Raw genomic sequence first — 13,477 nt, forward strand, 5'->3', positions numbered from 1 at the left:
CCTCCGGGCCGAATCCAGCCTCGAATTTGCGCATGGATGGTCTATAAGGCGCTGACCATCGGGACCGCTGATGCCGACCGTCTTGTCAAAGCCCGTGAAATCCGCGCCTGCGGCCGGCGCCGCCATTGCCGGCGCGCTGCTGTGCTTCGGCCTGGCCGCAGCCGGCTCGGAGGCGCGCGCCCAGGCGCCGGTGAGGCCCGCCGTCGAGGCGGCGCCGCAGGCCGTCCCTGGGTTCTGGGACCCGCGACGCCGACCGGAGCGGCCCGATCTGTCGCGCCTCACGGTGATTCGGTTCCTGACCGAGACCGACTATCCTCCGTTCAACTTCACCGGTCCGGACGGCAATCCGGCCGGCTTCAACGTCGATCTTGCCAGGGCGATCTGCGACGAGATCAAGGTGACCTGCACCGTCCAGATGCGCCGGTTCGAAACCCTGCTCGACGCGCTGTCCTCCAACCGGGGCGATGCGATCATCGCCTCGATCGCGGTGACGCCGCAGATGCGGGCGCGGGCCGATTTCTCCGATCCGTATTACCGGGCGCCCGCGCGTTTCGTGTCCCGCCGCGACGCCGTCATGACCGAGATCCGCCCCGAATTTCTCGAGGGCAAGAAGATCGGCGCCGTCGCCGGCACCGCGCACGAGGCTTACCTCAAGGCGATGTTCACCGACGCCGAGATCAAGAGCTATCCGAACGACGAGGCGCTGCGGCAGGCGCTGCGCCGGGCCGAGGTCGACCTGATCTTCGGCGACGGCATTTCGCTGGCGTTCTGGGTCAATGGCACCGATTCCGGCGATTGCTGCGCCTTTTCCGGTGGACCTTTCGTCGAAAGCCGCTATTTCGGCGAGGGCGTCGGCATCGCCGTGCGCAAGGGCAACGACCTCTTGCGCCAGGCGCTGAATTGGGCGCTGTTCCGGGTCTGGGAAAAAGGCCGCTACACCGACCTGTGGCTGCGCTACTTCTCGATCAGCCCGTTCTAGCGCTTGCCGTCGTTCCGGGGCGCGTCGAAGACGCGAACCCGGAACCTCGAGATTCCGGGTTCGATGCTTCGCATCGCCCCGGAATGACGGGTATCATGACCTCTGTTTTGCACTGACGTCTTCGGAGAAGTCTTTTTCACGATGTCCACGATCGATCTCGTCCCAACCAGCCCGAGCGACCTGCGCGCGCTTGCCGAAAACTCCAACGCCTGGCCGTTCGAGCAGGCGAAGGCGATCGTCAACCGGCTGAAGAAGAATCCGAAGGACGAGGTGCTGTTCGAGACCGGCTACGGTCCGTCCGGCCTGCCGCATATCGGCACCTTCGGCGAGGTCGCGCGCACCACCATGGTGCGCCACGCCTTCCGCGTGCTGACCGAGGACAAGATCAAGACCCGCCTGATCGCCTTCTCCGACGACATGGACGGCCTGCGCAAGGTGCCGGACAATGTGCCGAACAAGGAGATGCTGGCCACCCACCTCGGCAAGCCGCTGTCGCGAATCCCCGACCCGTTCTCCAACGAATATCCCTCGTTCGCCGCGCACAACAATGCGCGGCTGCGCGCCTTCCTCGACCGGTTCGGCTTCGACTACGAGTTTGCCTCGTCGACCGAGTACTACACCTCCGGCAAGTTCGACGCGGCGCTGCTGCGGATGCTGGAGCGGCTGGAGAAGGTGATGGCGATCATGCTGCCGTCCTTGCGCGAGGAGCGCGCGGCGAGCTACTCGCCGTTCCTGCCGATCTGCCCGCGCACCGGCCTCGTGCTGTACGTGCCGATCGTCGAGCACGACGCCAAGGCCGGCACCATCTCCTATGACGATCCCGAAACCAGGGAGCGCATGACCGTTCCGGTCACCGGCGGCCATTGCAAGCTGCAATGGAAGCCGGACTGGGCGATGCGCTGGCATGCGCTGGGCGTCGACTATGAAATGGCCGGCAAGGACCTGATCGACTCGGTGAAGCTGTCGGGCAAGATCTGCGCGGCGCTCGGTGGCACGCCGCCGGAGGGCTTCAACTACGAGCTGTTCCTGGACGAGAAGGGCCAGAAGATCTCGAAGTCGAAGGGCAACGGCCTGACCATCGACGAATGGCTGCGCTACGCCTCGCCGGAATCGCTGTCGCTGTTCATGTATCGCGAGCCCAAGGCGGCGAAGCGGCTGTATTTCGACGTCATCCCCCGCAACGTCGACGATTACCAGCAGTTCTTGGAAGGCTTTCCGAAGCAGGACGCCAAGCAGCAGCTCGGCAACCCGGTCTGGCACATCCATTCCGGCAAGCCGCCGAAGGCCGACATGCCCGTCACCTTCCAGCTGCTGCTGACCCTGGTGTCGTCGTCGAACGCGGAGAATGCCGAGACGCTGTGGGGGTTCATCGGCCGCTACCGGCCGGGCGTGACGCCGCAGACCCATCCCAAGCTCGACGCGATGGTCGGCTACGCCATCAACTACTATCGCGACTTCGTGGCGCCGACCAAGACCTTCCGCGAGCCGACCGAGGGTGAGCGCGTGGCGCTGCAGGACCTGCGCGATGCGCTGTCGAACCTGCCGGCTGACGCGACGGCCGAGGACATTCAGAACGTGGTCTACGAGATCGGCCGCCGCGAGCCGTTCCTCGACCACGCCAAGAAGGGCAAGGACGGCCGCCCCGGTGTCTCGCTCGACTGGTTCAACATGCTCTACCAGGTGCTGCTCGGCCAGGAGAAGGGCCCGCGCTTTGGGTCCTTCGTCGCGGTCTACGGCGTCAACAATGCGGTGGCGATGATCGACGGGGCATTGGCACGCAGCGCGTGATTGCCAAGCTCATCGCGCCACCAAAGGTGTCGTCCCGGCCTTGCGCCGGGACCCATAGCCACCGGACACAATTTGGCGGAGGGTCTCCGCCACCTTCCAAAACAATCCAGCTTCCGCGGTATGGGTCCCCGCCTTCGCGGGGACGACAGCGGAGTTTGTGGCGGCCGCTTCAGCTCGAAGCCGCCGGAGCCGAATGAACTACACCCCCTGCAGCACGAAGCGGCGGTCGAGCTTCTGCACCGGGCGCGCGTTCATCGGATACAGCTTGGCGAATTTCGCCACGTCCGCTTCCGCGACCGAGACCGGCTCGCTCAGCAGCAGCCATTCGACCACCTCTGAGCAGGGCGGCGTCGTCAGCGAGCCGGCATAGCGATAATAGGAGCGGCGTGCCGGCAGCATCATGTTGGGGTTGATGCGCGGATCGGCCTTGACCGCGGGACCCTCCTTGTCCGGCATCGTCGCGACGATCTGCGCGAAGGCGGGGTTGGGACGCCCGGTGGTCATGAGAACGCCGACGACGGCGAGGCCGCCGGAGGCGGCGCGGTGCACGAAATGCGCCTCCATCGGATAGTTCTTGCCGCCGATCTGATGCTCGCTCGGACGATGGAAATGCACCTGCAGCAGCTTGTAGGTGGTGCCCTCGAGCTTCATGGTGCTGCTGCCGTCGGCGAAGTTGAGCTGGATGGTGTGACCATTGTTGACGATGGTGTCGGCGGTCCTGGCCCAGCTCAGTCGGAAGTCGGGAAGCTGGGCCCGGGTCGAGTGCTCGATGTCGATGGGCGATTGCTGGGTGCCGACGCTGCAGACCTTGTTGGCCGCATCGAGATCGCCCCATTTGGCCGGCCCGGTCGCGCCCTCATAGCTCCAATGCGGGGCGCCTTCGGCGGCAAAGCCCGGGGTAGCGCAGACGGGGCACAGGGCGAGCCCCGCAAGGGCCTTCAAGACGTGGCGGCGGTCCATGACAATCTCCAAAGGTTCAAGCGCGGGCATGATCGGTTGCGAATCGCGCGCAACAGGAAAGCCGAATCAGGTTAACTCTTGCTGAGGAACCGGTTGCATCCCCGCGAGCTCGCATCACTCGGATACAACCTGAGCGGGTCGGCCGCCGGACTGTCCCGGGCAAACGATGCTTGAGTTCGCTGCCCCCTGCCGATACGGTCGGCCGCTCCCGAAAACATCAGCAAACTCAAGCTCAAGCCAGGACCGCGCAAAGGTGCCCAAAATCTACAAAATCTGCTCAGCTTCGGCCTGGCGCGAGGCAGAGCGGCTGGGCGTCTACCGCGGCAGCGCGGACGATCTGCGCGACGGGTTCATCCATTTTTCGACCGCCTCCCAGGTGCCGGAGACAGCGCGGAAGCACTTTTCGGGGCAGAGCGCGCTGTTCCTGGTCGAGGTCGAGGCGGACGCGCTCGGCCATGCGCTGCGTTGGGAGCGTTCGCGCAATGACGAGCTGTTCCCGCATCTGTATGGCGAGCTCGATCTCGGTGCCGTGACCGGCGTTCACCAGATGCACAGCCGTGCCGATGGCGGCCACGACATTCCGGACCTGAAGCCGTGATTCGCGCCTTCGACCAGCTTTCGCTGCCGCTGCTCCGCTGGCTCGACGCTGAGGATGCGCACCGGCTCGCCATCCAGGGCCTGAAGCTGCTGCCGGCGATCAAGCCGCGACCGGATGATGCCAAGCTCGCGGTGCGCGCCTTCGGCCTGAACTTCCCGAATCCGGTCGGCATGGCCGCCGGCTTCGACAAGAACGCCGAGGTGCCGGACGCGCTGCTGCGGCTCGGCTTTGGCTTCGTCGAGATCGGTTCGGTGACCCCGCGGCCGCAGAGCGGCAATCCGCGCCCGCGGCTGTTCCGGCTGGAGCGCGACGAGGCGGTCATCAACCGCATGGGTTTCAACAATGACGGCGCCGAGATCGTGCTGCGGCGCCTGGCCGGGCGCGCCCACCAGGGCGGCATCGTCGGCGTCAATGTCGGGGCCAACAAGGATTCGGTCGACCGTGTCGCCGACTACGTCCGGCTGATCGAGACCTTCGCGCCGGTGGCGAGCTATTTCACCGTCAACATCTCCTCGCCCAACACGCCGGGCCTGCGCAACCTGCAGCAGGCGTCTCAGCTCGACGAGCTGCTGTCCAAGGTGCTCGAGGCGCGCGACCGCGTGCGGCGGAAAGCCGGCGATACGCCGGTCCTGCTCAAGATCGCACCCGATCTCAGCCTCGCCGAGCTCGACGACGTCGTCCATGTCGCCCGCTCGCGCGGAGTCGACGGCATGATCGTGTCGAACACGACACTCGCCCGGCCCAGCTCGCTGCGCGAGCAGTTGCGCGCCAAGGAGCAGGGCGGCCTGTCCGGGCGGCCGCTGTTCCGGCTGTCGACCCGCATGGTGGCCGAGACCTTCGTGCGCGTCGAAGGTGCGTTCCCGCTGATCGGCGTCGGCGGCATCGACACCGGCGGCGCCGCGCTCACCAAGATCCGCGCCGGCGCCAGCCTGATCCAGCTGTATTCCTCGCTGGTCTACAAGGGCCTCGGCCTGGTCGAGAGCATCAAGGCCGACCTGACCTCGACCCTGCTGCGCACGGGACGCGATTCGCTGTCGGAGATCGTTGGTGCGGACGCCGCGACGATCACCGCCGAGGACTGGCCGGTTTAGATGCGCTTGATCTTCGGCGAAGAGTGTAGGGCGAGCGGGGTCGCAAAGCGCGCTGCGCGATACAGCGCCCCCTACAAACTCTCTTTGTTGCCGAACGACGCCCGCAGCAGCGCCGGATAGCGTGCGGCCTGGAAGCCGCCGCGCGCCGCGTAGAAGCTGAGCATCGCGATCCACAGGCCCGTATTGCCGAAGCCGCGCAGCGCCAGCCAGGTGCCGAGGAAGACGACCAGCGCCGCGACCATGAGGTTGCGCATGTCGCGCGCCCAGGTGGCGCCGATATAGACGCCGTCGAATGCGAAGGCGAATACCGACAGCAGCGGCGACGCCACCACGAACGGCAGATAGTCGCGCGCCGCGCGGCGCACCGCATCGCTTGCCGTCATCACGTCGATCAGCACCGGCCCGAACAGCGCGAAGATCGCGGCCACCGCGAGCGCGAAGCCGAAGCCCCAGGCGAGCACCAGCCTTGTGGCGCCGGAAAAGGCGCCGCGGTTGCGCGCGCCGAACGCATAGCCGCAGAGCTGCTCGGCGGCGTTGGCGAGGCCGTCGAGGAAGAACGCGGCCACCAGCAGGAAATTGTTCAGCACCGCGTTGGCGGCCAGCGTCGTGTCGCCGGCGCGCGCGCCCTGCGAGGTGAAGAACAGGAAGGCGATGATCATCGCCGCGGTGCGGATCATGATGTCGCGGTTGACGGCCATCATGTGCATCAGCTTGGCGCGGTCGAGCAGCGCCGCGCGCGACATCCGGGCGTCGGCCTTGACCAATCGGCGCGCCAGCACGAGGCCGATCGCGACACCGACCGTCTCCGCGATGACGGCGGCAATCGCCGCGCCGGCGATGCCGGCCTGCAGCACCTGGACGAACAGGATGGTCGCGGCCATGTTGATCAGGTTGATCGCGACCTGAATGGCCAGCGCCAGCCGTGCGCGCGCCAATCCGACGAGCCAGCCGAGCAGCACGTAGTTGGCAAGCGCCAGCGGCGCCGACCAGATCCGGACCATGAAGTAGGTGCGGGCCGCGCCGAGCACGGCGTCGCTGCCGCCCATGAGATCGAAGATGATTGCCCCCAGCGGCAGTTGCAGCGCGATCAGGCTGACGCCGATCAGCGCGGCCAGCGCCAGGCCGCGGATCAGGACCATCAGGATCTCGTCGGTCTCGCCGGCGCCGAGCGATTGCGCGGTGAAGGCGAGCGTGCTGGCGCGCAGGAACGCGAACAGCCAGAACAGGCAGTCGAAGATCACCGAGGCCATGGCGACGCCGCCGAGCATGGCGGCTTCGCCGAGCCGGCCGATCGCCGTGGTCGAGACGATGCCGATCAGCGGCGTCGTCAGGTTGGCGATCATCGCGGGACCCGCGATGTCGAACACCTGCGCGGTCGTGACTTTGGCTGAAGCGGTCAAGAATGGCCCGTTGATTGGCAGAGCGCGCGGCACGCGCGTTCCTGCCGTTCTTAGCGGCCTTTCGCGCCTCCCGGCTAGAGGTCGATGCTCATGCCGTCATGCGCGGCCACATGGCCGATGCGGTCCAGCCGGCCCAGCATGTCGTCGCTCATATGGGTGAGCACCAGCCGCTTCGGCCGGATCGCGTCGAGATGCGCCTCCAGCACCGCGAGGCTGAGGTGGTTCTTCACCGCCTTGTCGTAGGTGTAGGCCTCGGCGATCAACAGGTCGGCGTTGCGGCCGAGCGGGATCAGGCTCTCCGTCCATTCGGTGTCCGCGGTGTAGGCGACGACCTTGCCCTCCGCCTCGATCCGGTAGCCGAGAAACGGCCCGCCCGAACTGCCGTGGACGACTGGAAACGGCGTCACGCAGACCTCGCCGAAGCGCGTCGTCTGCTCCGGTTCAAGCTCGATCACGGACAGCTCGAATTTCCGCGGCGTGCGCGACGAATGCTCGAACAGCGCTTCCATCACCTGCGTCAGCCGCGCCGTGATGCCGGCGGGGCCGGCGATCACCAGCGGCAGCGTCCGCTTCGAAAACTGCGCATCGAGCAGCAGGAAGGGAAGCCCGGCGAAATGATCGCCATGGAAATGCGTGATCAGGATCAGTTCGATGGCGTTGCTGGCGATGCCGAGCCGCTTCAGCGCCGGCAGCGACGAGGCGCCGCAGTCGATCAGAAGGTTCGTCTGCGCGCCGGTCAGATGGAAGCAGGTGTTGGAGTTGCCGCCCGAGCCGAACGCGTCACCGCAGCCGACGAAGCGGAGCTGCATCGGCTGTGGCTCTCTATCGGCCGCGCGGGGCGAACAGCCGCGACAGGAGCCAGACCGGGATCACGATCACCGCGCCGAGCAGGAAGTAGCGCCACAGCCAGTTGAAGGCGTCGAAGCCGAGCTCGTAGAGCCGGATGAACAGCAGCCGGATGCTGTGCAGGATGTTCAGCGGATCGAAGCCGATCGCCGACAGCACGACGCCGACCAGGATCGACAGCAGCACCAGCCGGAACGCCACCGACAGCGGCGAGCCGCCGAGAAAACGGTACAGGCCATCCGAGCTGCGGGCGCGGGCCGGATAGTCCCTGACGTCGTTCGACATGGCATCGTCTCCAGGCGGGTTCGTCGGATTCGCGATCCCGATTATAAGGCACGGCAGGGCAGGTGGGGAACCCGGCTCAGCGCCGCAAGCCGGTTACCGGCAATTAATGTTCCCGGCGCTGTCACGCCGGCGCCTCGCTCCTCAACATCCGCTCCAGGGTCTCCAGCCGGTCGGCCTCGCGCGGCGGCTTGTCCCAGCGCAGCCGGCTGATGCGCGGAAAGCGCATCGCGATGCCGGATTTGTGCCGCGGCGAGCGCTGCAGGCCCTCGAACGCCACTTCGAGCACAAGGCCCTGCTCGGGCTCGTGCACGACATGCCGCACGGGACCGAACTTCTCGGTGGTGTTGCGGCGGACGAAGCGGTCGATCTGCAAGAGCTCCTCGTCGGTGAAGCCGAAATAGGCCTTGCCGACGGGCACGAGCTGATCTCCGCCGTCTCCCGCCGTCCAGACACCGAACGTGTAGTCGGAGTAATAGGAGGAACGCTTGCCGTGGCCGCGCTGAGCATACATCAGCACGGCATCGATGATGTGCGGATCGTGCTTCCACTTCCACCATTGTCCCTTGGGCCGGCCGGGCAGATACAGCGCGTCGCGCCGCTTCAGCATCACGCCTTCCACCGCTTCGGCATCGTCTCCTGCGCCGGCAGATGCGGGATCGGCGCGCGCGGCCTTCAGCTCGTCCCAGGTGGAAAACGCGATGGTCGGCGACAAGTCGACACGCGGTTCGTCGAGTCGCTTGATGAAAGCCTCGAGCCGTTCACGCCGCTCGGCGAACGGCAGCTCACGCAGATCGTTCTCCTCGTCGCCGAGCAGGTCGTAGGCGCGCAGGTGGATCGGGTACTCCTTCATCAGCTTCGGCGACACCGTCTTGCGGTTCAGCCGCTGCTGCAGCACGTTGAAGCTCTGCACGCGGTGATCGCGCACCACCAGCAGCTCGCCGTCGAGCGCGCCGGGCAGATGCAGCGACGGCAGCAGGTCCGGGAAACTCGCCGTGATGTCCTCGCCGCTGCGCGAATACAGCCGTGTGACGACGCGGCCGTCGGCCTCGCGGCCGCTCACCGCCTGCACGCGGATGCCGTCCCATTTCCATTCCGCGATGTAGTCGGCCGCGTTCATGCCGGCGAAGTCGTCGTCCTCGACGGCATGCGCCAGCATCACCGGCCGGAACGGCGCGGGATCGCGATTGACCGGCTTGTCGCCGCGGCCTTCCAGCCAGGCGAACAGGTCGAGATAGGGCGGCGACAGCCCCGGCCAGATCAGCTCGACCTCGTGCGGGTCCTTGTCGCCGAGCGCGGCCGCTGCGGTCTTGGCCAGGCGCGCGGAGATGCCGATGCGCAAAGCGCCGGTGACCAGCTTCAGCAGTGCCCAGCGCCCGGTCTCGTCGAGCTCATCCAGCCATTGCGCGAGTTGCCGCGGCATCTCGGTCTTGCCGAGGGTGCGCAAGGTGGTGACAACCTCGGTCAGCGTCGGCGGTGGCGGGTCGTTGTGGCCGGGTGTGGGGTCCCTCGTGAGACCGCCCGTGGGGTACCCCCCTCCCTGCTCCTCCCCCACAAGGGGGGAGGGACCGGAGAGAGCGGCTGTGGGGAACGAGAGACGTGAAGGGGGAGCGATGCTCGATGCAGACCGAGACAGCAACTCCGAACGCGTCAGCGCTCCCTCCCCCCTTGTGGGGGAGGGGTGGGGAGGGGGGTACCCAGGAACGAGCTGCTGATGATGCGCCCTGTCCTTCGGCCACATCAGCGCGACGGTCTCCGAGAGATCCCCCACATAATCATACGACAGCGCGAACAGCACCGGATCGGTGCGCGCGGCGATCAGGTCGCGGATCAGCGCCGGCTTGGCGTGCTTGAACGACAGCGCGCCGGTGAGCGCGCCAAGCGCGTAGCCGCGATCGGGATCCTCGACCTCGCGGAAGTACGACGTCAGCAGCCGCAGCTTGTTGTTGCGGCCGGGCTCATAGGCGAGGCGGTCGAGCAACTCGGCGAAGCGGTTCATGCCTCGGCGTCCTCCGTCGCCACCACCTCGCTTTCCTCCTCGTCGCCGTAGCCGACCAGATCGAGCGGCCGGGCCGCGAGCCCCTTGGCTTGGCACCAATGCACCAGCGCGTCCTCCTGCCCATGGGTGACCCACACCTCGCTTGCGCCGGTCGCGGCGATGGTGGTGGTGAGCCCGTCCCAGTCGGCATGATCCGAGATCACCAGCGGCAGCTCGACGCCGCGCTGCCGGGCGCGGGCGCGCACCCGCATCCAGCCCGAGGCGAAGGCCGTGACGGGATCGGGAAAGCGGCGGGTCCACAGGTCGGAGGTCGCGGTCGGCGGCGCCAGCGTGATCGTGCCGGCGAGCTCGGCCTTCTTGACGCCCTTCACAGGCCTCAGCTCGCCCAGCGCAATTCCCTTGTCCCGATAGTAGCGCGTGATCCTCTCCATCGCGCCATGCAGGTAGATCGGCCGATCATAGCCGGCCTCGCGGATCAGCGCGATGACACGCTGCGCCTTGCCGAGTGAGTACGCGCCGACCAGGTGCGCGCGCTCGGGAAACAGCACCACCGAGGCCAGCAGCTTGTTCACCTCCAGCGCCGCGTCGCCGTGACGGAACACGGGCAGGCCGAACGTCGCCTCGGTGATGAAGACGTCGCATTGCACCAGCTCGAACGGTGCGCAGGTCGGATCGCGCGCATCCTTGTAGTCGCCGGAGGCGACGATGCAGGTGCCGCCGCAGGACACCTTGATCTGCGCCGAGCCCAGCACATGGCCCGCAGGGTGGAAACTGACGGTGACGTCACCCAGCCCGATCCGCTCGCCATAGCCGATCGCCTGCGTGGAGCCTGCAAAGTTGTCGCCATAGCGCAGCCGCATGATGTCGAGCGTTTCCTGGGTCGCCAGCACCGCGCCGTGGCCGGCGCGGGCGTGGTCGGAATGGCCATGGGTGATCAGCGCCCGCTCGACCGGGCGCACGGGATCGATGTGAAAGCCGCCGGCCTTGCAGCAGAGGCCGGACGGAACGGGCAGCAGAATGTCTTGCGGACGCATGTGGGTCATATAGGTCATGCAAGACGCGTTTTCAGGCCGTGCCAGTTTCCATCTCGTCATGCGCGGGCTTGACCCGCGCATCCATCTCCTCGATGAGAAGTTCGCATTGACGACGATGGTTCCCATGCCCCACCGCCTGTTCCTGTCCTCCGGCGATCTGATCGCCGACCGCCGCTACGAGTTCGCCCGCGACCTGCAATTGAAGGGCGACCTGGTCGCGGCCGCCGAGGTGATGGAGCAGGCCATCGAGGTCGCCCCCAACTTCGCCTCGGCCTGGTTCGAGCTCGGCAAGATCCGTCTCGGTCTGGGCGAAACCGACAAGGCGATCTCGGCCTTCCAGAACGCCTGTGCCGCCGATCCGGATGATCGTCACGGCGCCGCCGTGCATCTGATGCAGCTCGGCGCCGCGCCGCTGTCGGACATGCCCAAGGCCTATGTGCAGTCGCTGTTCGATCAGTATGCGCCGCGCTTCGAGGCCGAGCTGACCGAGCGGCTCAACTACCGCGCGCCGGCGATCCTGTTCAAGGCGGTGCTCGCGGTGCGCGCGGCCGAGCGCAAGCCGGCCTACTTCAAGCGCGCGATCGATCTCGGCTGCGGCACCGGGCTGGGCGCGGCGGCGTTCGCCAAGAACGTCGACAGCATCATCGGCATCGACCTGTCGGCCGGCATGATCGCGGAAGCGCGCGCCACCGGGCTCTATGCCGGGCTCGAGGTCGACGACATGACCGCAGGGCTGCAGCGCCAGGACGATGCGTCTGCGGATCTCATTCTTGCTGCCGATGCGATGGTCTATGTCGGCGACCTTGGCCCGGTGTTGCGCGAGGCGCAACGTGTGCTCAGTCCGGGCGGACTGCTGGCCTTGACCGTCGAGACCCATGACGGCGACGGTGTCATCATGGGCAAGGGGCTACGCTATGCCCATGGCGCGGAATATGTCCGTGGCGTGATCGCAGCCGCGGGATTGAAGCTGGCCCATCTCGCGCCGGCGTCGCCGCGGACCGAGGAGCAGTTGCCGGTGCGCGGGCTGGCCGTGGTCGCGGCCAGGACTTGAGTCTAGACGCTATTGAATGCGCTGCACGCGGCGTCCAATGCGGCAACTTCGCTCTTGCCGCAGCTCTCCCGATGCCAAAAAATGTCGGCAGTCTAGGGAGAGACAAAAATGAAAAAACATCTGACCCGGCGCGATTTCTGCGCCACCGCGCTTGCGACCATCGGCGCCTCGACGATCGCTTCGCCCCATGTCTGGGCCGCCGAGAAGAAATATGATGCCGGCGCCAGCGATACCGAGATCAAGATCGGCCAGACCATTCCGCATTCCGGCCCCGGTTCGCTGTATGGCGTGCTCGGCCGTGTCGGCGAGGCCTATTTCCAGATGCTCAACGAGCAGGGCGGCATCAACGGGCGCAAGGTCAAGTTCCTGACGATGGACGATGCCTATAGCGCGCCGAAATGCGTCGAGGCGACGCGGCGGCTGGTCGAGCAGGACGAGGTGCTGGCGCTGTACGGCTCGCTCGGCACCGCGCCACAGACCGCCGTGCACAAATACCTCAACTCCAAGGGCGTGCCGCAGCTCCTGCTCAACACCGGCGCCTCGAAGTGGAACGACCCCAAGAACTACAAATGGACCATGGCCGGCCTGCCGCTGTATCCGACGGAGGCGCGCATTCTCGCCAAGCATGTGCTGAGCGTGAAGCCGGAAGCCAAGATCGGCATCCTCTATCAGAACGACGATTTCGGCCGTGACTTCCTGGGGCCGTTCAAGAAGGTGCTGGCCGACGCCGGCGGCAAGGCGCAGGTGATCATGGAGCAGACCTACGATCTCACCGAGCCGACGGTGGACTCGCAGCTGATCAACCTGTCGAAGTCGGGCGCCGACGTGTTCTACAACATCAGCACGGGCAAGGCCTCGTCGCAGTCGATCCGCAAGGTGGCCGAGCTCGGCTGGAAGCCGCTGCAGCTGCTGTCGGCGGGCTCGACCGGCCGTTCGATCCTGTCTGCCGCCGGCCTCGAGAATGCCAAGGACATCGTCGCGATCCGCTATTCCAAGGACGCCGGCGTGCCGCAATGGAAGGACGATCCCGACGTCAAGGGCTTCGAGGCGCTGCGCGCCAAGTACCTGCCCAACATCGATCCCGACAACACCATCGCCTATGCCGGCTACGGCCAGGCGGTGTCGATGGGTGAGATCCTGCGCCGCTGCGGCGACACGCTGACCCGCGAGAACGTGCTCAAGCACGCCACGACACTCGCCGGCTTCCACTCGCCCTTCTTCCTCGATGGCGTCAATTACGCCTACACGCCGGACGACTATACGCCGATGAAGACGCTCTACATCTCGATCTTCGACGGCAAGGACTGGAGCATCTCCGAGAAGCCGATGACGGAGTAGGGATTTTCCCTCCATCGGATGATGACACCGGAGCTGTGGCCGCACTCTCCGGTGTCGTCCCTGCGAACGCAGGGAACCATACCGCGGAATCTATCGGTGAGGCGTCACTGC

12 protein-coding genes are annotated in these 13,477 nt (G+C 66.5%); 6 read left to right on the plus strand and 6 right to left on the minus strand.

All coding sequences use genetic code 11. From position 1 onward, the window contains the following. Positions 1–70 precede the first annotated feature (70 nt). A complete protein-coding gene (locus QX073_RS27985; protein WP_316175635.1) occupies positions 71–979 on the plus strand; it encodes a transporter substrate-binding domain-containing protein in 909 nt (302 codons plus the stop codon). Between the two features lie 141 nt (positions 980–1,120). Further along, positions 1,121–2,767: a lysine--tRNA ligase gene (locus tag QX073_RS27990; protein WP_315751260.1), complete on the plus strand. Its 1,647-nt coding sequence runs from the start codon at positions 1,121–1,123 to the stop codon at positions 2,765–2,767. A gap of 198 nt (positions 2,768–2,965) precedes the next feature. On the opposite strand, the gene QX073_RS27995 is transcribed toward QX073_RS27990, so the two are convergent. Further along, entirely contained in the window at positions 2,966–3,727 is a 762-nt protein-coding gene (locus QX073_RS27995; protein WP_316226705.1) for a carbonic anhydrase family protein, read from the minus strand. Positions 3,728–3,980: 253 nt separating this feature from the next. On the opposite strand from QX073_RS27995, the gene QX073_RS28000 reads away from it, so the two are divergent. After that, a complete protein-coding gene (locus QX073_RS28000; RefSeq protein ID WP_315717953.1) occupies positions 3,981–4,325 on the plus strand; it encodes a DUF952 domain-containing protein in 345 nt (114 codons plus the stop codon). Further along, positions 4,322–5,416 (plus strand): quinone-dependent dihydroorotate dehydrogenase, encoded by a 1,095-nt coding sequence (locus tag QX073_RS28005; RefSeq protein ID WP_315717952.1) that lies wholly within the window; start codon positions 4,322–4,324, stop codon positions 5,414–5,416. The genes QX073_RS28000 and QX073_RS28005 overlap by 4 nt, the downstream gene beginning before the upstream one ends. Before the next feature lie 71 nt (positions 5,417–5,487). Here the strand turns inward: QX073_RS28005 and QX073_RS28010 are convergent, their stop codons facing one another. The 5 genes from QX073_RS28010 to QX073_RS28030 all read right to left on the minus strand — a co-directional run bounded on the left by QX073_RS28010 (position 5,488) and on the right by QX073_RS28030 (position 10,986). Next, positions 5,488–6,783 (minus strand): MATE family efflux transporter, encoded by a 1,296-nt coding sequence (locus tag QX073_RS28010; protein WP_315828019.1) that lies wholly within the window; start codon positions 6,781–6,783, stop codon positions 5,488–5,490. Between the two features lie 107 nt (positions 6,784–6,890). Continuing rightward, on the minus strand, positions 6,891–7,625 hold the full coding sequence (locus tag QX073_RS28015) for an MBL fold metallo-hydrolase (protein WP_315751264.1): 735 nt from the start codon (positions 7,623–7,625) through the stop codon (positions 6,891–6,893). Between the two features lie 13 nt (positions 7,626–7,638). Next, positions 7,639–7,947, minus strand: a complete 309-nt coding sequence (locus QX073_RS28020; RefSeq protein WP_315717950.1) for a DUF6460 domain-containing protein — start codon at positions 7,945–7,947, stop codon at positions 7,639–7,641. A 121-nt stretch (positions 7,948–8,068) separates the two neighbouring features. Beyond that, positions 8,069–9,943 carry an ATP-dependent DNA ligase gene (locus tag QX073_RS28025; protein ID WP_316226707.1) on the minus strand — a complete coding sequence of 625 codons (1,875 nt, stop codon included), beginning with the start codon at positions 9,941–9,943 and terminating at the stop codon, positions 8,069–8,071. Next, on the minus strand, positions 9,940–10,986 hold the full coding sequence (locus tag QX073_RS28030) for a ligase-associated DNA damage response exonuclease (protein WP_316226733.1): 1,047 nt from the start codon (positions 10,984–10,986) through the stop codon (positions 9,940–9,942). The genes QX073_RS28025 and QX073_RS28030 overlap by 4 nt, the downstream gene beginning before the upstream one ends. 115 nt (positions 10,987–11,101) lie before the next feature. Here QX073_RS28030 and QX073_RS28035 point away from each other — a divergent pair, with 115 nt between their 5' ends. Next, positions 11,102–12,028 (plus strand): class I SAM-dependent DNA methyltransferase, encoded by a 927-nt coding sequence (locus QX073_RS28035; RefSeq protein ID WP_315827973.1) that lies wholly within the window; start codon positions 11,102–11,104, stop codon positions 12,026–12,028. Between the two features lie 108 nt (positions 12,029–12,136). After that, positions 12,137–13,366: an ABC transporter substrate-binding protein gene (locus QX073_RS28040; RefSeq protein WP_316165587.1), complete on the plus strand. Its 1,230-nt coding sequence runs from the start codon at positions 12,137–12,139 to the stop codon at positions 13,364–13,366. Positions 13,367–13,477 lie beyond the last annotated feature (111 nt).

This window comes from Bradyrhizobium sp. SZCCHNS3052 (assembly GCF_032484495.1).
Lineage (GTDB): Bacteria > Pseudomonadota > Alphaproteobacteria > Rhizobiales > Xanthobacteraceae > Bradyrhizobium.